The sequence below is a fragment of the Rhodococcus sp. LB1 genome (assembly GCF_001583455.1).
GTDB lineage: Bacteria > Actinomycetota > Actinomycetes > Mycobacteriales > Mycobacteriaceae > Rhodococcus_F > Rhodococcus_F opacus.
In genome coordinates this window covers 13,250-33,438 of the sequence record NZ_LTCZ01000429.1, presented here as the reverse complement: position 1 = coordinate 33,438, position 20,189 = coordinate 13,250, and the positions used below count along the sequence as shown (strand labels likewise).

The 20,189-nt window shown below is 66.3% G+C and carries 19 protein-coding genes and 1 pseudogene; 11 read left to right on the top strand and 9 right to left on the bottom strand.

The genetic code is table 11. The features are described 5' to 3' along the window. Positions 1–174: 174 nt before the first annotated feature. From AZG88_RS44810 to AZG88_RS44800, 3 genes are read right to left on the bottom strand one after another with little or no spacing between them, the layout of a single operon-like run. A complete protein-coding gene (locus AZG88_RS44810; protein ID WP_061701297.1) occupies positions 175–948 on the bottom strand; it encodes a gamma-glutamyl-gamma-aminobutyrate hydrolase family protein in 774 nt (257 codons plus the stop codon). After that, positions 945–2,300 (bottom strand): glutamine synthetase family protein, encoded by a 1,356-nt coding sequence (locus AZG88_RS44805; protein ID WP_061701296.1) that lies wholly within the window; start codon positions 2,298–2,300, stop codon positions 945–947. Before AZG88_RS44805 ends, AZG88_RS44810 begins: the two co-directional genes overlap by 4 nt. Continuing rightward, on the bottom strand, positions 2,293–2,964 hold the full coding sequence (locus tag AZG88_RS44800; protein WP_061701295.1) for a hypothetical protein: 672 nt from the start codon (positions 2,962–2,964) through the stop codon (positions 2,293–2,295). Before AZG88_RS44800 ends, AZG88_RS44805 begins: the two co-directional genes overlap by 8 nt. Before the next feature lie 155 nt (positions 2,965–3,119). Between AZG88_RS44800 and AZG88_RS44795 the strand changes: the two genes are divergently transcribed. The 6 genes from AZG88_RS44795 to AZG88_RS44770 all read left to right on the top strand — a co-directional run bounded on the left by AZG88_RS44795 (position 3,120) and on the right by AZG88_RS44770 (position 8,952). Beyond that, positions 3,120–4,097: an alpha/beta hydrolase gene (locus AZG88_RS44795; RefSeq protein ID WP_025432632.1), complete on the top strand. Its 978-nt coding sequence runs from the start codon at positions 3,120–3,122 to the stop codon at positions 4,095–4,097. Between the two features lie 254 nt (positions 4,098–4,351). Continuing rightward, positions 4,352–4,834 (top strand): DUF1931 family protein, encoded by a 483-nt coding sequence (locus tag AZG88_RS44790; RefSeq protein ID WP_061701294.1) that lies wholly within the window; start codon positions 4,352–4,354, stop codon positions 4,832–4,834. 176 nt (positions 4,835–5,010) lie between these two features. After that, positions 5,011–5,433: a hypothetical protein gene (locus tag AZG88_RS44785; protein ID WP_005246587.1), complete on the top strand. Its 423-nt coding sequence runs from the start codon at positions 5,011–5,013 to the stop codon at positions 5,431–5,433. Between the two features lie 271 nt (positions 5,434–5,704). Then, a complete protein-coding gene (locus tag AZG88_RS44780) occupies positions 5,705–7,174 on the top strand; it encodes an APC family permease (RefSeq protein WP_005246592.1) in 1,470 nt (489 codons plus the stop codon). After that, entirely contained in the window at positions 7,158–8,597 is a 1,440-nt protein-coding gene (locus tag AZG88_RS44775) for an FAD-binding oxidoreductase (protein WP_231914420.1), read from the top strand. Before AZG88_RS44780 ends, AZG88_RS44775 begins: the two co-directional genes overlap by 17 nt. Before the next feature lie 13 nt (positions 8,598–8,610). After that, positions 8,611–8,952 carry an HNH endonuclease gene (locus tag AZG88_RS44770; RefSeq protein WP_005246596.1) on the top strand — a complete coding sequence of 114 codons (342 nt, stop codon included), beginning with the start codon at positions 8,611–8,613 and terminating at the stop codon, positions 8,950–8,952. Positions 8,953–8,964: 12 nt separating this feature from the next. Here the strand turns inward: AZG88_RS44770 and upp are convergent, their stop codons facing one another. The 4 genes and pseudogenes from upp to AZG88_RS44750 all read right to left on the bottom strand — a co-directional run bounded on the left by upp (position 8,965) and on the right by AZG88_RS44750 (position 13,682). After that, entirely contained in the window at positions 8,965–9,594 is a 630-nt protein-coding gene (upp, locus tag AZG88_RS44765) for a uracil phosphoribosyltransferase (RefSeq protein ID WP_005246597.1), read from the bottom strand. A gap of 20 nt (positions 9,595–9,614) precedes the next feature. Beyond that, positions 9,615–10,880 carry a URC4/urg3 family protein gene (locus AZG88_RS44760; RefSeq protein ID WP_061041773.1) on the bottom strand — a complete coding sequence of 422 codons (1,266 nt, stop codon included), beginning with the start codon at positions 10,878–10,880 and terminating at the stop codon, positions 9,615–9,617. Then, positions 10,877–12,148, bottom strand: coding sequence for a GTP cyclohydrolase II (locus AZG88_RS44755; protein WP_061041774.1), 1,272 nt, complete (start codon positions 12,146–12,148; stop codon positions 10,877–10,879). Before AZG88_RS44755 ends, AZG88_RS44760 begins: the two co-directional genes overlap by 4 nt. A 173-nt stretch (positions 12,149–12,321) precedes the next feature. Beyond that, positions 12,322–13,682: pseudogene (locus AZG88_RS44750) on the bottom strand (cytochrome P450). A 141-nt stretch (positions 13,683–13,823) separates the two neighbouring features. Here AZG88_RS44750 and AZG88_RS44745 point away from each other — a divergent pair. Then, positions 13,824–15,209 (top strand): DUF2252 domain-containing protein, encoded by a 1,386-nt coding sequence (locus tag AZG88_RS44745; protein WP_061701292.1) that lies wholly within the window; start codon positions 13,824–13,826, stop codon positions 15,207–15,209. Positions 15,210–15,421: 212 nt separating this feature from the next. Here the strand turns inward: AZG88_RS44745 and AZG88_RS44740 are convergent, their stop codons facing one another. After that, positions 15,422–15,682: a hypothetical protein gene (locus AZG88_RS44740; protein WP_226955490.1), complete on the bottom strand. Its 261-nt coding sequence runs from the start codon at positions 15,680–15,682 to the stop codon at positions 15,422–15,424. A gap of 221 nt (positions 15,683–15,903) precedes the next feature. Here AZG88_RS44740 and AZG88_RS44735 point away from each other — a divergent pair, with 221 nt between their 5' ends. The 4 genes from AZG88_RS44735 to AZG88_RS44720 all read left to right on the top strand — a co-directional run bounded on the left by AZG88_RS44735 (position 15,904) and on the right by AZG88_RS44720 (position 19,552). After that, the gene (locus tag AZG88_RS44735) at positions 15,904–16,512 is read left to right on the top strand and encodes a TetR/AcrR family transcriptional regulator (protein ID WP_061041778.1); all 609 of its coding nucleotides are present in this window, start codon (positions 15,904–15,906) and stop codon (positions 16,510–16,512) included. Between the two features lie 519 nt (positions 16,513–17,031). Further along, entirely contained in the window at positions 17,032–17,412 is a 381-nt protein-coding gene (locus tag AZG88_RS44730; protein WP_005246608.1) for an SHOCT domain-containing protein, read from the top strand. A gap of 430 nt (positions 17,413–17,842) precedes the next feature. Further along, positions 17,843–18,943, top strand: a complete 1,101-nt coding sequence (locus AZG88_RS44725; RefSeq protein WP_061701291.1) for a calcium:proton antiporter — start codon at positions 17,843–17,845, stop codon at positions 18,941–18,943. 78 nt (positions 18,944–19,021) lie between these two features. Then, positions 19,022–19,552 carry a hypothetical protein gene (locus AZG88_RS44720; RefSeq protein ID WP_231914418.1) on the top strand — a complete coding sequence of 177 codons (531 nt, stop codon included), beginning with the start codon at positions 19,022–19,024 and terminating at the stop codon, positions 19,550–19,552. Between the two features lie 34 nt (positions 19,553–19,586). Here AZG88_RS44720 and AZG88_RS44715 read toward each other — a convergent pair whose 3' ends face one another. Then, the gene (locus AZG88_RS44715; protein WP_061701299.1) at positions 19,587–20,114 is read right to left on the bottom strand and encodes a PadR family transcriptional regulator; all 528 of its coding nucleotides are present in this window, start codon (positions 20,112–20,114) and stop codon (positions 19,587–19,589) included. Between the last annotated feature and the right edge of the window lie 75 nt (positions 20,115–20,189).

Below are 20,189 nucleotides of genomic sequence, written 5' to 3'. Positions count from 1 at the left end.
GGATGGCCGCCAACCTCGGCGATGCCGCCGAGCCTGCGGCCAAGCTCACGAAGGCCTCGCCCGAGGAAACCCTGCGTTCGCTCGTGTCCTGGGTAAGCGTGGAGTGATACCACGCTGAAACGAAAGTGGATGTCGGCCGCCACCTTTCGGTGGCGGCCGATCGTCTTTCGTGGGTCAGATCCGCCGACTGCCCTCGGCGACGACCCAGCTCAGCGCCGGATCGTCGCGCTCCATCCACTCGGGATGCCACTGGACCCCGAGCACCGGCGATCCCGGCAGCTCGACCGCTTCGACGACGCCGTCGGCCGTGCGCCCCGTGACCACCAGGCCGGTCCCGCAGCGGTCGACCGCCTGGTGGTGCCACGAGTTGGTCACCGCGCCGGCACCGAACAGACCTTCCGCGATCGAGCCGGGCTCGAACGTCACCTTGTGGTCGTCGGCGCCGTCGGTGAGCGGGGGCGAAGCCGACAGGTGCTCGACGGAGCCGGGCGGTAGATGCGGGATCAGGGTGCCGCCGAGCGCGACGTTCAGGATCTGTAGGCCCCGGCACACCCCGAGGACCGGGATATGTCTGGCGAGTGCGGCACGCACTAGCGCGATCTCGTACTCGTCCCGGTCGGGGTCGTGGACCATCGGATTATCCCGTGGATCCATGTCACGGACCACCGACAAATCGCCGCCCCAATACGCGGGATGAACATCCTGGCCTCCGGTGATGACCACACCCGCCAGCCAATGACAGAGTGCCTCCGGGTCGGCATCGTAGGGCAGGTTCACCGGAATCCCTCCGGCCCTGGCGATCCGGTCCGAGAAGTCGGACATGAAAGTGTCAGCGAGCAGGTGACCGTAGCGTTTGTCCAGCCCGTCGATCAGCCCCAGCCGGACCCGTCGACCGGTGATGCCGATCATCGGCCGGATCGTGCCCGGCGTCGCGTTCCCCGCGCTCACGGGAACTCGAAGTATCGCGCCGACTCCCATTCGGAAAGCTCGGCGAACGGATCACCGCCTGCGGTGTGGAACTGCATCCACTCCCAGCGCCGGGTACCGACCCAGTAGTCGACGAACTCGTCGCCGAGCTGCTCGCGCAGGATCAGGTCGGTCTCCAGCGCGGCGGCCGCCTTGGTGATGGTGTTCGGCAGCCGCTCGAGGTCGGGCACACACCACGCCAGGTCGCTGACCGGCTCGGGTGGCTCGATTTCGCCGTCGAGGCCGGCGATCACACCGGCGAGAATGGCCGCGACCGCGAGGTACAGGTTCGCGTCGGCGCCGGGAACGCGGTATTCGAGGCGGGAGTACGCCGGGTGACCGCACACTGCCCGCACCGCAGTGCTCTTGTTGGCGATGCCCCAGGTGATCGTCGTCGGCGGGCCGCTCAAGTCGACCAGGCGGCGGTACGAGGTGATCTGCGGGAGCATGACCGATGCCGCCCCGCTCATGGTCGCGAGCAGCCCGCCGACCGCGTGCCGCATCGTGGGCGACGGCCCGTCCTCGGCGTAGAACGCGTTGACCCCGTCGCGCTGCAGAGACAGGTTGACGTGCGAGGCCTGGCCGTAGCCCGCGGTCGGCTTGGCCATGAAGGTGACGGTGTGACCGCGCTCGAAGGCCACCTCGCGCATCACCTGCCGGGCACGAGCCCAGTTGTCGCAGACCGAGATCGGGTCTCCGGGAACCAGGTTGAGTTCGACCTGACCCGCCGCGTCCTCGTCGCTCCACGCTTCCCACTCGATGCCGATCTCGTCGAGGCGACGGGCGACCGCCGACATGTAGTCGATCCAGTCCTTCGACTTCGCGAGGTGGTACGCGGTTCCGGCTGAACCGCCGAGTGGGGTCAGGTCGCGATATCCCTTTTCCCGGGCCTCGTGGATGGACTCCTGGAACAGAGTCGCCTCGATCTCGACCGCAATGGTTGCCGCGAAACCGCGCGTGGCGAGTCGGTCGACCAGCTTTCGGGCGAGGTTACGCGGACAGGTCCCGATGGGGCTGCCGTCGGCCTGCCAGTAATCGCCGATCACGGACTGCAGACCCGGCTCCCACTGCACCAGCGTCGACATGTCAGGCCGGAACTGCACGTCGGACACGTGCCCACGCCACTCGGGGAAGGCGAAGCCGAAGGTCGGGGCGTTGCCCAGGTCGAGGCCGAACAGGAGATCCGCCATCGCGAAGCCCGAGCCCGCGCTCGCGGCGAACTTCTTGGGTGCCAGATTCTTGCCGAGGAAGCTGCCGTCGTGGTTGGTGGACTCGAGCCGGATCGTGTGCACCGGCGTCTCGAGCTCTGTTGCGGTGTAGGTGGTTTCAGACATCGTAACGAACCTTCCAGGATGCGGCGACCAGCACCGACAGCTGAGAGAACGTGCCGCGCACGCCGATCAGACCGGTGGACAGGGCGGCGATCAGGTCGTCGGCGCCCGAGAAGATGCCGGCCAGCAGATCCGGCGGGCCGGCGATCACATAGTGGGTCTCGCCCTCGCCGACGACGTGCTGATCCAGCCCCTCGGGGCCCTCCGTGATCGCGACGAGCATGTCGGGGATCCCCGGCACCGACCGGGCCGCGGCCCAGAACGAATCCGCGGCGACCTTCCAGTCCGGCAGCGGCGGCGCCAGCAGTGCCAGCGCCGCGGCAGCGAGATCGTCGTCGCCTGCGACAACAGGCTCACCGACCAGGGCGAACCGGCCGTTCAAGTCGACGGTCAACGCGAGGTCGGGCTCGACGAACACACCGCTCGATACTGCGACGACACCGTCGGAGATGCTGATCGTCGCAGCCTGCGGGGTGTCGTGGGAGCGGACGGCCACAGTGCCTGCCACCGCCGCCACGACGGAGTCCGCACCGTTCGCGCGGACGGAATCGGCAATGGTCCGGCCGATCAGCCGGACGATCGGACTCGCATCGTCCTCGATCCGAATGTCGACCCCGTCGACCACGTCAGCCCCGCGTGTCGCGTGGCCGATCGTCGTTTCGGTCATCCTTCTGTCCTTTCGATTCGACGAGATCGTGTGCGCGGTACACCCGTCAGCAGCGGATCCCATATGAAACGCGAACTTATAGTCAAATGACTGGATCACGTGACTATGATATTGAGGTACAGATCACTTCTTGTCAACGACTGCGAGGTTCCGAAATGAACGACGACGCTCCCGCCTGGTGGAATCTGCTCGACGACCAGGCCCAGGCCGTGGCCCGGATGATCACCCACGTGCTGCAGAAACCCATTCGTGAGCTGGGACCTGAGCAGGCCCGAGCGCTCCTGAACACGGCATCACCCGCCGAGTCGATCACGCCGCTGGACCATGTCGAACAATTGACCGTGCCGACCCGTGCGGGTTCGATCCGGGCTCGCCTGTACCGCGCAGACGGTGCCGGCCGTGACTGCAACAGTCCCGCCATCGTCTATCTGCATGGCGGAGGTTTCGTCCTCGGAACCCTGGACGGAGCCGACGAGCTGTGCCGCGCGATCGCCGCCGGATCCGGATGGACGGTCGTGTCCCTGGACTACCGCTTGGCTCCCGAAAACCCTTATCCGGCAGCGCTGGAAGACTGCCTCGACGCCTATGCGTGGCTTACCCGGACAGCACCGGAACTCGGCATCGATCCGGGACGCATCGCGATCGGGGGCGACTCCGCCGGCGGCAATCTCGCCGCCGCCCTCTGCCTGCACCGACGCGGCGGGCACGCCCCCCTTCCCGTGACCCAAGTGCTCGCGTACCCCGCCGTCGACGGGACGTTCACCACTCCCTCGTGGTCGGAATTCGCCGATGCACCGCTGTTGAGCACTGCGGACGCGCGCTGGTTCTGGGACCAATACGTCGGCCCAGGACACCGAGCGGACGACCACCTCGCGGCACCCATGCGAGCCGAGTCGCTGCGCGGCCTGCCGTCGGCCCTGATCCTGACCGCGGAGGTCGACCCGATCCGCGACGACGCCGAGGCGTACGCGGCACGGCTGCAGCGCGACGGCGTCCCCGTCTCGCTGACCAGGTATACCGGCGTCTTCCACGGCTTCGTCACCGAGATCGGCGCGTTCGCGCAGACGAAGCAGGCGATCGACGAAGTGTGCCTGCACCTGCGCGAGGCCGCGCAGCGCATCGGCCGTACCTAGCGTTGCTTCAGCCAACACGCGATGCAGCGACCACGAGGACGCCACCATGGCTCCGTTGCGGACTCGAACTGCGAATCCATGGTCCGGCCCGCGGTCAGTGCGCGGCGACGACGAGCGGCGCGGTGATGGTCATCTCGATTCGAATCCACCTTTCGGTGCTCGCCCCACCCCCGTCTCGACCGCCGTCCCCGACCGAGCGCCCTGTGCGCGCGGTTCGTCGGAATTGTGACCGCATCCCGGGGGATGATCACCTCATGAAACGTGCGGAGGCCGGAAGCCACGGGACGTTGATGACGTTCGACCAGTTCGCGGACATCTTCCGGGACGTCGCCAGCCTCGGCGTCGTCAGAGACGACTTTCACCGGTTCGACGACGTCGTCACCGCGAAACTCTACGACCTGATCCTCGTCGCACAGGAGAGCGCGGCGGCCCAGCATCGGCACATCGTCGAACCCACCGACCTGCCGATCACCAGAGGGTTACAGGAGAACATCGGATTGTTCCGCGAGCTCGGCCCCGGCCTCCGGGTAGACCCCATCGTCGAGCGACTGTCCGACTACCCGCCCCTCGACGGCATCCTCGCAACCGAAACTCGATCGGGGCTCACCGACATCACCGGCGGACTCAGCGTCGCCCTCGCGCGCACCTTCCGCACCGTCTACCCCGAGTTGAGAACCGTGCGGGCCCGAACCACGCACTGGTCGGTGATCAGTACCCTCGTCGACCTCTATCTCTGACCTCCCCATCCACGGCAGTCATGCATTCGGAACACACCCCGGGGTGCAGAAATCCACCCCTGGATGGATGACCGACCACCCCTTCAGGGGGCGGTGCCGGCCCCCTGTTCCGGCGAAGACTGGTGTTCGTCCACAAGGGACGCGGAAATTCACACACCACACTCAGGAGCAACGCAATGAACTCGACGAAGACACGCATCGCAGCAGCAGCCGCAACGGGCGCCGCCCTCGGACTGGGAATGTTCATGGCCCAGAGCGCGACTGCCGTCGCCGCACCCGCGCAGTCGACGTTCCCGCAAGTCGTCTCCCCCGAGTCCGGACTCTCCCCCTACAAGGTCGACGTCAGGGACCGTATCGGCTGCGCAAATGCATGGCCCATGGTCTCCTGCGACGCCCCCGACGAGGACGTCCCCCCGCAGGTGACCCTCGTCGAGCCCGGCACCACCCTGGTCGAGCCCGGCGGCACATCCCTCTACGGACCCGCCGCCGCTTCCGTGAACTCCCAGCAGGCCGCCACCATCCACCAGGTCAACTACCCACTCGAGCCCGACGACGGAGTGATCTCCCACTCGCTCGATCCGGACATGCCCTGGATGTGACATACGTTCGAGGCCGACTCACTCTCGGTCGCCAGCAGAGTCTCACGGCCGCCGGTGCCATTCGCGCCGGCGGCCGAGACGTGTGCGATGACGTGTGCCTTCCGCATCGCGGAGTATTTAGAGAGACGAACCATCGATGACATCCGAATCCATGAGGTGGAGGATGAAACAGACCGGTCTCGCTCTGATCGTGGAACGGGTCTCGTTGTGACGGGTCGTTTCAAGCGAATCGACTTCTCCGCAGTTCCCGAGTGAACGTGAGGCGACCGAGATGACGGCAGAAAACGTGATGGGCGCACAGAGCGCCGATCAAGAATGTGAAGACTGCGGCTACAAACCGGAGCTGAAGCGAACTCTGGGCTCCTTTCAGGTGTTCGCTGTCTCGTTCGCGTTCATCTCGGTGGCGGTCGGGATCTTCGGCACCTACGACGACGTGCTTCGAGACGCGGGGCCGGTGGGGATCTGGCTCTGGGTCATCGTGGCGTTGGGGCAGACCCTCGTTGCGCTGGTGATCGCCCAGTTCGCGGCCCGCATCCCACTCAGCGGCTCCTCCTACCAATGGGCCTCACGGCTGGCCAACCCGAAAGTCGGCTGGTTGTTCGGTTGGCTGACCTTCTGTTACCTGGCGCTCGGCGTGGTGACGGTCGACAATGCGATGGCAAGCAGCGCCCTCATGCCACTGTTCGGCATGCAGCCGGACGAGGGCACGGCGCGCATGATCACGCTCGTCGTGGTCCTCGTTCAGGCGGTGCTCGTCGTGTTCTCCACGCGCCTCGTCGGCTTGATCACGTCGGGCGCGGTGGGGCTCGAACTGGTGATCGTGGTGGTGCTGGCAATCGGGCTCTTCGTCGCTGTCGCAATCTCGGGCGAGGGCTCAGTCGGTAATCTGACCTCGCGCGGTATCACCGAGGGCGCCCCCAACTATTTCGCTGTCGGCGGCGGGTTGATGGCTGCGATGATCATGGGGCTCGCCACACTCGTCGGCTTCGACTCCGCGGCGAATATGGCTGAGGAGGCCAAGGATCCGTTTCGCAGCGTCCCGCGCGCGATCGTGGGATCGGTCGTGGCGGCGGCCGTGCTGGGACTGGTGTTCCTGATCGCGCTCACGATAGCGATCAAAGATATCCCCCGGGTGAGCGACAGTGACACGCCGGTGGCGGCGATCCTGCGCGATCAGCTGGGTCCGGTGATGGAGAGGTCGCTGCTGGTCGCGATCGCGTTCGCATTCTTCGGCGCCGGGATGGTGACCCTGGCCACCTGCTCGCGGATGGTGTTCGCGATGTCGCGCGACGCACGTTTCCCTGCTTACCGGCTGATGCGTCGGGTCAATCCGCGCACGCAGACACCCATTCCGGCGACCATCCTGATCGTCGTCGTGGGGGTCGTCCTCATGGCCGTGCTGCCGGGTGGCGCCCTGCTGGAGTTGCTCACGGTAGGGACGGTCATCTCGGCAGTCCTCTACGGCGCGATAATCGTCCTCTATCTGGCGGTGCGGGGACGACTGGATCGGAAGGCGGGTGCGTTCGATCTCGGGCGCTTCGAGTTGCCGGTCGCGATCAGCGCGCTCGTGTGGTCGGCTGTCGTGTTGTTCGTGATCGTCTCGCCCTCGACAGCTGTGACCTCGATCCTCATTGCGGTCGGCTTGCTCCTCGCGGGCGGGTTGTACTTCGGCTACCTGTTGATATTCAAACGCGAGGTACTGGACACCGAGCCAGGAGACGCCGATGTCTTCTCACACTGACCGAGAGGTGAAGCCCCTGATTGCCGCGACCACCATGCTCACGGGAGACGTGGTGCGTGCGGGCGACTCAGGTTACGAGGCGGCGCGGGTCGGCTGGAACCGCCTGTATTCCCGCTACCCCGAAGCCATCGTGTTCTGCTGCGACACACAGGACGTGGTCAACGCGGTCCGCTGGGCACGCACGGAGGGCATCGCCCTGCGTGCCCGCAGCGGTCGCCACAGCCTCGAGGGCTGGTCGTCGATCGACGGCGGGCTGGTCGTGGACGTCAGTCGGATGAAGAGCATCGTGATCGACGAAACGGCGCGCACGGCGACGGTCGGGACGGGGCTGACGCAGAAGGAGACGGTCGCGGCGCTCGGGCAACGCGGCTTCGTCGTTCCGACCGGCTCGGAGGGCGGCGTCGGTCTCGGTGGGGTGATTCTCGGGGGTGGCTTCGGGCTACTGACCCGAAGCATGGGTTTGGCCTGCGACAACCTACTCGCAGCGGAGGTCGTGGTAGCCGACGGCTCGCGCTCTGCGAAGGTCGTGGAGGCGACCGAGCACAGCAACTCCGACCTGCTGTGGGCGTGCCGTGGTGGAGGCGGCGGCAACTTCGGGATTGCGACGTCCTACACGTTGAGGCTGCACGAGCTCTCGAACGTCACATTCCTGGTCGCGAGGTGGACCGGTCACGGCGAGCTGGGCGCCCTACTTCGCGCGTGGCAGCGCGACGCGCCGGTCGCCGACGAGCGGCTGACCAGCGCGCTCGAGGTGGATTCGACCGCAGTCGAGCTGTCTGCGCTGCTGTACGGCGGTTCATGGCGAGAACTCGAGGACCAACTGCGCCCGCTGCTGACGATCGGCGACCCCGACGTGACTGTGACGGAGGACGCCTGGCCGACCGTGTACGGCGAAGTCGACAGGGGGCCGGATGACGTCGCCCTCTGGAAGTTCTACTCGCAGTTCGTCACCCAGCCGTTCCCCGACGACGCGATCGATCTGATCGTCCACTACATGGGCAACACGCCCAGCCCGCCGAGCAATTTCTTCTGCACGAGCTTCGGCGGGGCCGTCCGGCATGCGCCGCCCGGCGGATCCGCGTTCCCGCACCGCGACGCGTTGTTCTACTGCGAGCCGGGTGCCGCCTGGAACGACCCCGCCCTGAACTCGACGGCACTGGGCTGGGCGGCCGACTTCTGGCGCGCGTTGCGCCCCTACGGTGACGGCGCCTACGTCAACGTGCCCAACGCCGCGGCGGCGGACTGGGAACGTGAGTACTACGGCTCCCACCGCGAGCGACTGCGCGAGGTGAAGGCCACCTACGACCCGGAGAACGTGTTCAACTTCGAGCAGAGCGTGCCCCTGTCGCCGGCTGCCCCGTCCCGCGTCCTACGCTGGGGCGATGGCGGTCAACCGGAGTCGCAGGGCCAGGGGCGCCCGTAAACGCAAGCGTCGGATGGAGAGTGTCGAGCACGATCTCACCGCCGAGCAGTGGAGTGCACTCACCGAGGCGTGGGGCGGCTGCGCGTACTGCGGCGCGACCGACAAGCCACTGCAACGCGACTGCGTGCAGGCACTGTCCCGCGGCGGGCGTTATACCCTCGACAACATCGCCCCGGCCTGCGGCTCGTGCAACGCCAGTAAATGCAACGACGAAGTCACCGGCTGGCTGCGGCGCAAGCGGCTCGACGAGCGCGCCTTCCTGTTGCGTCACATCGAAATCAAGACAGCACTCGCGCTGCGGTTCCCCACGCAACCGGGCACCGAACTCGAGGCGCCGGAAACCACCGCCCCGTGACGACCGCGTCTACTACTTGGTGCCGAAGAGGCGGTCGCCGGCGTCCCCGATTCCGGGCAGAATGTAGCCGTGCTCGTCGAGTTGGCGGTCGACGGCGGCGGTGTAGATCGGGACGTCGGGGTGCGCCTTGTGCAGGGCGGCAACGCCTTCGGGGCAGGTCAGCAGGCAGACGAACTTGATGGATTTGGGACCGCATTCCTTCAGCCGCTCCACCGCCGCCACGGCGGAGTTGCCGGTGGCCAGCATCGGGTCGATCACCACCACGTCGCGCTCCTGCAGATCGCCGGGCATCTTGAAGTAGTACTCCACGGCTCCGAGGGTTTTGGGATCGCGGTAGAGACCGATATGACCGACGCGCGCACCCGGCACAATTGTCAGCATGCCGTCCAGGATGCCGGTGCCCGCGCGCAGGATGGAGACGAAGACCAGCTTCTTGCCGTCGATGACCTTGCCGGTCGTGAATTCCAGCGGTGTCTCGACGTCGATCTCCTGCATCGGGATGTCGCGGAGGACCTCGTAGGTCATCAGCGCGGAGATCTCGTTCGCCAATCGTCGAAAGCTGTTGGTGGAGGCATCCTTGCGGCGCATCATCGTGAGCTTGTGCTGCACCAGCGGGTGGTCGATCACGTGTACCGTGCCCATGTATTCGTCCTCGTTTCGTTCTAGAAGACCGTGCCGTCGCTGACGACGTTCAGTGGCGGCAGCCCACCACGCGAGCGCTGTGCCAGCGCACGGCCCGCCGCCCAGGTGCCGCCCTCCAGGACGCAGGCCAACGGCATCGCTCGGGAATCCGCGCCCAGACGTGCGCGCACCAGCGGGGCCAGCTCGTCCAGGAGCGCTACCGTCAACGCGCGCCACTCGACCACCAATTCGTCTCCCGCCGTCCAGCTTTGCGCAGCCCACGCCGGATCGTGCAGGCGGAGCACGCCGGTGTCGAGAAGCAGACCGCCGTTCCGGTATTCGGGCAGGCCGGTCAGCTCGTCCAACCCGACCACCTCGACACCGGCCCACTGGAAGGGCTCGAGCAACGAATAGCTCAGCCACTGCGACAGTTTGTGAAACGGCATCCAGCCCTGGGTCAGGCCCGGACCGGCCACCGCGTCGTGGCGCCAGCAGTCGCCCAACGGCTCGGCGCCGATGGCGTTGCCCGCCGGCCAGATGCCCGACAGCGACGTCAGGAGCTGCGACAGGATGTCGTGGGCCGCGACCGTCGCCGGGGCCGCACCCTGCGGGGCGACCAGAAGGTCGAACAGGCCACCCGGCCGGCCCTGCGGACCGAACACCTCGGGCTGTGCGGCGAGCGCCTCGCCCAGCCGTCGCAGCAGCAGCACGCGACCTTCGAGGCCTACCAGCGGATTGGACGGGCCTGCCTGGAACATCTCGGCCAGCCGGTCCGTGTCCAGACCGCGCAGTCCGGCCGCATCGACCTGCAGCGGGTGCGCCGCGTCGCTCGAGAACAGGCCGCCCAGGAACGCGTGCCAGCTCGCGACGCCCAGCCCCTCGGAACGGGCGAAGCGCTGCCCGCCGGCAACCTCGTGGTAGTGCCAGTCGGGACCGGCTCCCGCATCGAGCAGCACGCTGACCACGGCCACGTCGATCATGGCGCGGGCGCGGCCCGGTGCATCCAGCGCGGTCAGCCGTGCATCCAGCTCGGCCTTGCGGTCCACGCCGCCGGCTTCGAAATGGCGCCAGCGGCTGTGGTACGGGATCTTCAGGTTCGGATAGCGGGCACGCGTGACGTCGGAGACCTCGGCAGCGGCCGTCTGCAACGCGTCGTCGTCGATGTCGAACCAGAGTGAATCGCCCTCGCGTGCACGGGACAGCAGCTGTCGCGCGCGCTCCCGCACGGCCGACGTGGTGCGCAGAGCCGCGGCCGCGCCCTCGGCCCGCCCGGTGTCCAGGGCAGGACCGACGCCGATCACGCTCATCCGTCCAGCTCCCGGCCCTTGACCTTCGCCAATTCGTCAGCGTCCGGCACCGCGCCCGGGGTGAAGTAACCGGCCGCCATCTTGGCGTCGATCTCCACTCGCGCGTCGGCCGGGATCAGATCCGCGGGGAGGTCCACCCGCTCCACGACCTCGATACCCGAGCCGGTGATGGCGTCGTACTTCATGTTGCTCATGGAGACCAGGCGGTGGATCTTTCTGACGCCCAGCCAGTGCAGCACGTCGGGCATCATTTCCTGGAAGCGCATGTCCTGCACGCCGGCCACGCATTCGGTGCGGGCGAAGTACTGATCGGCCGTGTCGCCGCCCACCTGGCGCTTGCGCGCGTTGTAGACCAGGAACTTGGTCACCTCGCCGAGCGCACGGCCCTCCTTGCGGGAGTACGCCACCAAGCCCACGCCACCGCGCTGCGCACCCTGGATGCACTCCTCGATCGCGTGCGTGAGGTACGGGCGGCAGGTACAGATGTCGGAGCCGAAGACGTCCGAGCCGTTGCACTCGTCGTGTACGCGTGCGGTCAGCTCCACGCCAGGATCGGCAAGGTCACGAGCGTCGCCGAAGATGTACACGGTCTGACCCCCGATCGGGGGCAGGAACACCTCGAGGTCCGAGCGCGTCACCAGTTCGGGGTACATGCCGCCGGTCTCCTCGAACAGCACGCGACGCAGATCCGTCTCGCTGCAGTGAAAGCGCTCCGCCACACCCGGCAGGTGCCAGACGGGCTCGATGGCCGCCTTGGTGACCAGCGCAGCACCGCTGGGCAGGAGGAAGCGGCCGTCCGGGTGCAGGCGACCCTTCTGGATGGCCTCCATGACCTCCGGCAGGATCACGTGCGCCTTGGTAACAGCGATGCTGGGGCGAATGTCGTGACCGGCCGCCAATTCGGCGGCGAAGACTTCGGCCACCGTGGCACCCCACGGGTCCAGGCTCACGATCTTGCCGGGCTCGCTCCACTGCGGGTACGGGCCGATGATGTTCGTGGGCGCGGTATCGGTGAGGTCGGCCTTGTGATGGCGCGACAGCGCGCCCGACGCCACCGCCAGCGCCCGGTAGATGCTGTACGAGCCGCTGTGCGTTCCGATCACGTTGCGGTGGGCGCGGTTGGTGGTGGTGCCGACCACCGGCCCGCGCTCGGACGCCGTGGGCGCCCCCCAGTGGATCGGCAGGGCCCCGACACCGCCGCTGTGTGAGGTCAATCGGATGTGGCCGCCGGCGGACTCGGGCGTGGCGGCGACGGATTCAGCGGACATGGCGTTCCTCCGTTAAGGAAGGCCCGGCGGCACGGCATGCCGCCGGAACGTGTCTCCGGCGCCGGATGCTGCCGACCACCGGAAACCGAAGCATAACCACTCCGCCGCCACAATGTCGTGTGGCGACGACGGCGACCCGTCCAGGCGATCCGGCAGCATGGAAGGCACTCCACCTAGCGCGGAGTGAGCATCATGGGCACACCGTCGCGGGGCCGTAAGGCGATGTCGTAATTGGGCTCGAGCACGTAGCCGGACACGAGCTCGCGGTCGAACCGCTGGGCGACGGTTGCGACAACGACCTGCTGCTCCAGCAACGACAGGTTCGCACCGATGCACAGGCGCTGGCCGAGGCCGAACGGATAGTAGGCTTCGTTCGGCCGCTCGGCGGTGCGGTCGGGATCGAACCGCGTGGGGTCGAAGTTCTCGGGTTGGACCAGTGTTCCGTCAGCCGATGGGTGACATACGGGCTGATGATGAGTGCTGCCCCCGGCGGCAGGTTGTGCGGACCGAGGTGGTCGCTGCCGTAGGACGTGCGGAAGAACGTCGGAAAGGGTGGATACAGCCGCAAGGATTCGCTGATTACCTGGCGCGTGTAGATCAGCCGTGGCAGATCCTGCAACGACGGAACACGACCCCCCAGCACGGAGTCCAGCTCGGTCTGCAACCGCGCGTCCGCGTCGGGGTGCTGGGACAGCAGGTACCACGTCCAACCGAGCGCTGCGGCGGTCGACTCGTACCCCGTCATCAGGATGCTCATCACCTCGTCACGCACCTGCCGGTCGCCCATAGCCGTTCGGGTGCCTTCGTCTCGGGCAAGCAGCAGCATCGACAGTAGGTCCCCGCGGTCGGCCGGGTCTCTGCGGCGCTCCGCGACGATCCTCTCCACGGCCTCGTCGACGACTGACAATGCGGCAAGGAAGCGCCGGTGGCCGGGCCTCGGTATGCACATGGGGAGGAAGTAGCTGAAGACCAGCTTCTCGGAGTGGTGAAAGATGATGTCGGACGCGGCGCGGAGCTTTCCGATCTCGCAATGGTCGATGCTTGTGCCGAACAGCGTGCGCAAGACGATCTCGATGTTGATCGGCACCATTTCCTCGAGTAAGTCGACTGGCGCCTTTCGGGCGATCCGATCGTTCCAGCGGACTGTCGCCGCTTCGACGACTTCGGTCATGACCCCGACCATCTCGGTCAAACGCCGACGGTGGAAGGCCGGCGACATCACGCGCCGCTGCTGTTGCCACAACTGTCCGTCGCTGCCGAACAGCCCGTCGCCGATGATCAGTTCGACCCCGCGAAGAATTGGTCCTTTCCAGTAGTTGGCGTGATTGTCCACCAACATGTGCCGGACACACGCAGGATCGCTGACGAGGTACACGGTGGCAGGGCCCAACCTCAGGCGTACCAGCCCGCCATAGTCGCGTGCAGCGCCAACCAGGTAGCCGAAGGGGTCGCGCGCGAGCGATGGGATGACACCGACGAGGGGATAGCCGCGAGGGCCTGGGATTACAACCTCCCTGGACGGGTGCGCCGCCATCTGCAACCTCACTGGGCTTCGCGGTGGTCGAGCGGAAGCGTCTGTTCGTTCCACTCCAGGACCGCTCGACGCGCTCGTTAAGGGTGCAGTCAGGAGGTCGGCACCGACGCGCACACAAAAGGCTGGGATAGTGTCGCCGACGTGACGAAGAATCGAGCGCGAACCGTCGACCTGCGAACCCAGATCGAGGCGGACGACGTCTTCGCGCGTGGCGACGCGTTGCAGGCCACCGTGCCGTCGAGTGCGCACGAGAGCGCCGCGGTCGGCGCTGGACGGCCGGATGTGCTCGATTTCGTCGAGGCCAGTAACCAGGGAAGGCTGGCGAATCTGATTCCGCTGCGAATCGGCCGGATGATCGCCTCCCCGTTCGCGTTCTTCCGCGGCGCCGCCGGCCTGATGGCGGCCGACCTCGCCACCTCTCCGGTCACCGGATTGACAGCGCAGCTGTGCGGCGACGCCCATGCGGCCAACTTCGGCCTGTACGGGACACCCGACGGTCAAATCGTCATGGACATCAACGATTTCGACGAGACCGTCCCAGGTCCGTGGGAATGGGATCTCAAACGCCTCGCCGCGAGCCTGGTCCTCGCCGGACGCGAAGGCGGTGTGTCCGAGAACGGTTGCATCGAGGCCGCCGAAGATGCCGTCAAATCGTATCGGCGCACCATCCGCGATCTCGCCGAACTGCCATTCCTTCAGTCCTGGAATGCGCTGCCGGACAAGTCGGTGCTCGAGCGGGCCAAGGCCGACGCTCTGCTCGACGACTTCGACAAGGCCGCGCAGAAAGCGCGACGCAATACCAGCGAGAAGGTGGCGGCGAAGTGGACCGCCCACCTCGAGGATCACGAGACCGGGATCCGCCGGCGACGGTTCATCGACGACCCGCCGGTCCTCACCCACGTCGACCGCGCAACCGCCGATGCCGTGACCGATGGTCTGGAACTCTATGTCGAGTCACTGCGCGAGTCTCGCAGGAACCTGATCACCCGATTCGCCGTGTCCGACGTCGCGTTCCGGATCGTCGGAACCGGCAGCGTGGGTCTGCGCAGCTATATCGCCCTGCTGCACGGAAATCGGGACGAGGTGCTCGTGCTTCAGCTGAAACAGGCCCGGCCGTCCGCACTGTCGGCGTTCCTACCGGTCGACGAGCCGAAACACGAGGGCAAGCGGATAGTGCACGGCGCCCGGCTGGTGCAGGCGGAATCGGACATCCTGCTGGGCTGGACGACGATCGACGGCCTCCCTTACATCGTGCGGCAGTTCCGAAATCTCAAAGGGGACATCGATCCAACCGGTCTGGAGCAAGACCATCTCGACGACTACGGCCGGCTCGCCGGCGCCCTGCTCGCGCGTGCACATACCCGCTCGCTCGATCCGCGGGTGCTCGCCGGTTACTTCGCCGGCGACACGGAACTGGACGAGGTGATCGGACGGTATGCCGTCAGCTACGCCGATCAGACCGAAGCCGATCACGCAACACTGGTCGCCGCGGTGAAATCGGGGCGAGTCGCTGCCGAGCAGGCCTGATCCGGCACGTCAGAACCACGAGTAGCTGGTGGCGAGCCGAGAGAGGTCGCCACTCCCCAAGATACGAGGCGCGGTTGCACCTCGTATCCGCCCGAGCCGGAATGCCTCGGATACGTGGGTGTGAGTGGCGACCTCTTTCGTCGCAACGAGAACATACCCCGCTCCTCTGACATGAATCGGCACCGCGAACTACTGTTCCGACGCCGACCCGATCAATATTCACAGGGCTCTGCCGCGGCAGAGCGTCGGCGCCGCCAGCTCATCCACCGGACGGACAGGGCAAGCACGCGCGGCACGACGAAATACACCGCCGTGGGAACGACGACACCGGTGAGCGACAAAGCCCGTAGCCATGTCGGCCAGGTGGCCGTGATCGGGCCCGACAAGGTCATGACGGTCATGCCCACCGTGACGAGCGGGAAGATGGACACCCAGGTGACGACCACCCGCAAGTGGATGGACGGGGCCCTCACCGGCCCGAGATCCCGAGCATGCCGGTCGGCACGTCCCGTTCGTGGAGGCCGGCGCTTCGTGGTCGTCGGAGCGAGATGTTCGACCACCGTAGATGCGAGAGCAAGAGATTCCATCCCGAGGTAGCCCTTCTCGTAACTCCAACTATTCAGTTGCCTTTTGACCGTAGGGGCTGGACAGGCAGATTGCAACCAGACAGTTGGAGTTGTCGTAGGATCCAGCCGTGGCATGGGATACCGAACGAACCAAGCGACTTCTCATCGAGGGCGGAGTTGCAGAATTCAGTTCGTTCGGTCTGGCCGGTGCTCGTGTCGATCGGATCGCCGACAAAGCAGGCGTGAACAAAGAGCGCATCTACCAGTACTTCGGCAAGAAGGAAGCGTTCTTCAGCGCGGTCCTCGAACATGAACTCGCAACCACGCTGGCCGCTGTCGAACTGTCCGGTCGCGGGGTCTCCGCCATCGCCGACTACGCCGGTCGCCGATTCGACTACCAACGCGAGCACCCCACTTTCACCCGACTGCTGTTCTGGGAGGGACTCGAACTCGAGGCACCTGTCGCGGAAGCATCGCGACAGAAGCACGCTCAGGCGATAGTCGCCAGCGCACGGGAAGCTGTCCCCGAACTTTCCGAGAGCGACGCCCAGGAACTGCTCATCACCGTGATCACCCTCGTCGACGGCTGGGTAGCCCTCCAGACCGCAGACCGGCTGTTTTCGACACCTCTCCCGCGTGGTCGCGACCGGGACTCGCGCCGACGCGATTTCATCGTGATGACGGTCGAGGCCGCAACGCAGGCCGCACTCACCCGAACCCAGTCGGCCCGAACATAGCCGTGGTGTCATCTCGGCGGTTCACGGAAGTGTGGTCTCTTGCGATCGTGTGCAATCTCCTCGAGAGAAGTAAGCAGGTCGTGGGAATCCAGCCCAGTGACAGAGGCTCACTCACTTATTTGCGCGGGCGAAGTGTTCACCCGCCACGGATGAGACGACGACAACGCGGAAATTCTAGACTCGACCTGTCGAGATACCGAGATTTGCCCTCAATTCCGGACTGGTTGCGAGGGAAGCACCATCCTGGCCTGGCTCCAGACGATAGATGAGAATTCTGAGCAACGGAGTGGTTGAAGAAAGCGACGAGTCCGCATGGATCCTGGTAACCCACGAGAACGCTCGATCTCGATGACGAGATCGCGGCCGCGCCGGGCGAGCTCGGAACGGTCGGCGTCCCGGGAACCACGGACGAGGTGACCCTCGAAAGGGGAATGCTGGCCTGGCGAGCGTGCACATTCGATATCTGCTCCACCTAGGCAGTCCACGTGCGGGACTGCCGTCCTCCAAGGAGACTCACACATGATGGATTCATTTTGGGACCTGCTCTGGTACACGCTGCTCGTGTTCGCGTTCGTCGCGTACCTGATGATTCTGTTCCAGATCCTCGGCGACCTGTTCCGCGACCGCAAGATGTCCGGCATCGTCAAAACCCTGTGGATCATCTTCCTGATCGTGGTGCCGTACCTCACTGCGTTCGTCTACCTGATCGCCCGCGGCCCCGGCATGGCGGAACGACACCTCGAGGCACAGGCTGCGGCGAGGCAGGCGACCGATCACTACATCAGGGAGGTCGCCGGGAAGTCCGCGGCCGAGCACATCGCCGACGCCAAGGCATTGCTCGACTCGGGCACCATCACTCAGGCCGAGTTCGACGTCCTCAAGGCAAAGGCGCTCAGCTGACACGCTCGGCTCGATCAAGGCGCATAGCGACCGCACCTCGACCCGGCGTTGCCCAGGCACGAGCGAGCATCGTGCCGATTGCGTGACCTCGAGGGTGCATGGAAGGAAATGCCGGAGTCCCCGGGCCAGGATGGACCAGGTGAGCGATCGAAGGCCGAGCGGAGGACGCGTTTCCGAACGGGGCGCGGACTTCGCCGACTGGTACCTCGACGCGACCCGGCGGCCACCATCGGCGTTTGCCGGACGTCGCCGCGTCGATCGCCGAAACCGAATAATCTTTGGACACAGTGCACCTCGACCGTGTCGTGCCGATTCACCCAGGATCGGAGCGGCCACGCGGGGCGACTCACGGCTGGTTCTCGCCGCGGGTGATTGATCGCGGTTCCGCATTGCCGTGCACGTGAGCGGATGCAGCTGGCAAGGTCTAATCATGGCGTTCGGGTGGCGGTCGGTTACGGCAGAGTGGCCGCTGGTGATACCTCCGGTCTCCGTCGCGGTGCTGGGCGTGACGTGGGGACGAGACATCGGCACCGTTCTGGTGCTCGTCGTGGCGGTGGTGCTGGTCGGTGCAGTGCTGGCTGCTGTTCATCACGCCGAGGTGGTTGCGCACAGAGTCGGCGAGCCGTTCGGATCGCTGATTCTCGCCGTCGCGGTCACCGTCATCGAGGTCGGATTGATCGTGACGTTGATGATCTCGGGTGGCCCGGCGACCGCTTCGCTTGCCCGTGACACGGTATTTGCTGCGGTGATGCTCACCGTCAACGGCATCATGGGGTTGTCGCTGTTCGTCGGCTCACGCAGATACGGGGTCGCGCTGTTCAATGCGGAGGGTACCGGCGCGGCGCTGGCGACCGTGGCGTCGCTGGCGACCTTGAGCCTGGTGCTGCCGACCTTCACGACGAGCCGGCCGGGCCCCGAATTCTCCTCGGCTCAATTGATATTCGCGGCAGTGGCTTCGCTGGTTCTGTACGGGATGTTCGTCCTCACCCAGACCGGACCCCATCGGCACTTCTTCCTGCCCGTCATCGCCGATGAACCTCTGAACGTCGATGACCGGAACGCCGCACCCCCGACGGGCAGGATGGCGGGCATGAGCCTCGCCCTGCTGGTGCTGGCGCTGTGCGCAGTCGTGGGATTGGCGAAGGTCGAGTCCCCCGCGATCGAGGACGCGGTCGAGGATGCCGGATTGCCACAATCGATCGTCGGCGTGGTCATCGCACTGCTCGTACTCCTGCCGGAAACCCTCGCCGCGGTGCGGGCGGCGCAGAGGAACCGAATCCAGATCAGCCTGAATCTCGCCCTGGGCTCGGCGATGGCCAGCATCGGATTGACCATCCCCGCCATTGCCGTCGCCTCGATCTGGCTGGACGGCCCCCTCCTACTCGGTCTCGGTCCCACCCAGGTCGTGCTGCTCGCAATCACCGTGGTGGTGGGCATGCTGACGGTGGTCCCCGGCCGTGCCACCCGCCTCCAGGGTGGCGTCCACCTGGTGCTGCTGGCTGCCTACGTGTTCCTCTCCGTCAACCCTTGACCATCGCCCGGCGTGTCACCGCTCGTGGAAACATCACCAGCGAGCCTCGCCGATATGCGTTCGGGTAAGTTTCCGCGCATGAGAACCGCATCGTGGGTCAGCGCGGCGGCTGCGGTGCTGTTCGGTGCCACCACTGCCGCAGCGTGGCGGAAGGCAACCCTCGCCGATCAGGCCAGACGCGAGGCCGAGGCTGCGCTGGACGCGGCGCTCGAACAGGTCACCGCGTTGACCCGGATCGCCGAAGCCGCGCAGCGAGAATTCCCACAGCGGCAGGACGTCCAGTTCGAAGTCCAGCGCATCCGCGGACCCGTCGACCGGTTCCGGCTCCGCAACGTCGGAACCGGTACCGCCACCGACGTGCGGTTCGTCGTCGATCTCGCCGAGGAGCAGAACCGCCGGATTCCCACGCCGCAATGGCTGCAGGACGAACCCGTGACATTGCTGCCGAAGGAATGGGCCGATTTCGCCGCGAGCGCGTTGTCTCCCGTCGGCGGCTCGTGGCGAATAGTCTTTCCGGCGTTCGTCACCGTGATCTGGGACGAAGCCGGCCCTCCACGACGGGTGGACCTGCCGACCGCTGTCGTTGCCGAAGACGGCGTGATCGGCTGACTCTCCGAAACCCGCACCCGGCGAGCAGGGACCGTCAGGGACCTCCCTGCCCCAGACGGTTCCCGACGCGATCGAACCATTCGAGTACGGCACGTTCGTACACGATCCCGAAGTCGAGTGTGGCCAGCGCAAATCGGTTGGATCCGTGCACTGCGGCCTCACGCTCGTATTCGGCGAGCTGACTCTCGTGCGCTGCGCGGTGTGAGTGCAGCATCGCGGCCAACCTCTCGGGCGGAAGGTGCGCGCCGAACGCGACGGTGAGCAGCATCGGATAGCGGATGTTCTCCGGGCCGGGGTCGCGCTCGATCCACTGCGCGAATGCCCGGCGACCGTCCTCGGTGAGCGTGTAGGGCTTGCGCTCGCGGGCGCCTCGCTCCCCCGCCTCGATCAACCCGGCACGCTCCATCGCGGCCAGCTCCCGATACACCTGGCTGGTCGTGATCGACCAGAACTTGCCGATGCGTTCCTGTGCGGTCACCACCAGGTCCCATCCGGTCTTGGATCCCTCGTGCAGGAACCCGAGGAGCGATGCCGCAGTGGCGTTGAGGGGGCGTTCGGCCATGGCACGGTCCTTCGCGCAGTCGGGGGTTGACATTCCACTGTGGCATATCGATCATTGTAGTAGCGACATTCCACA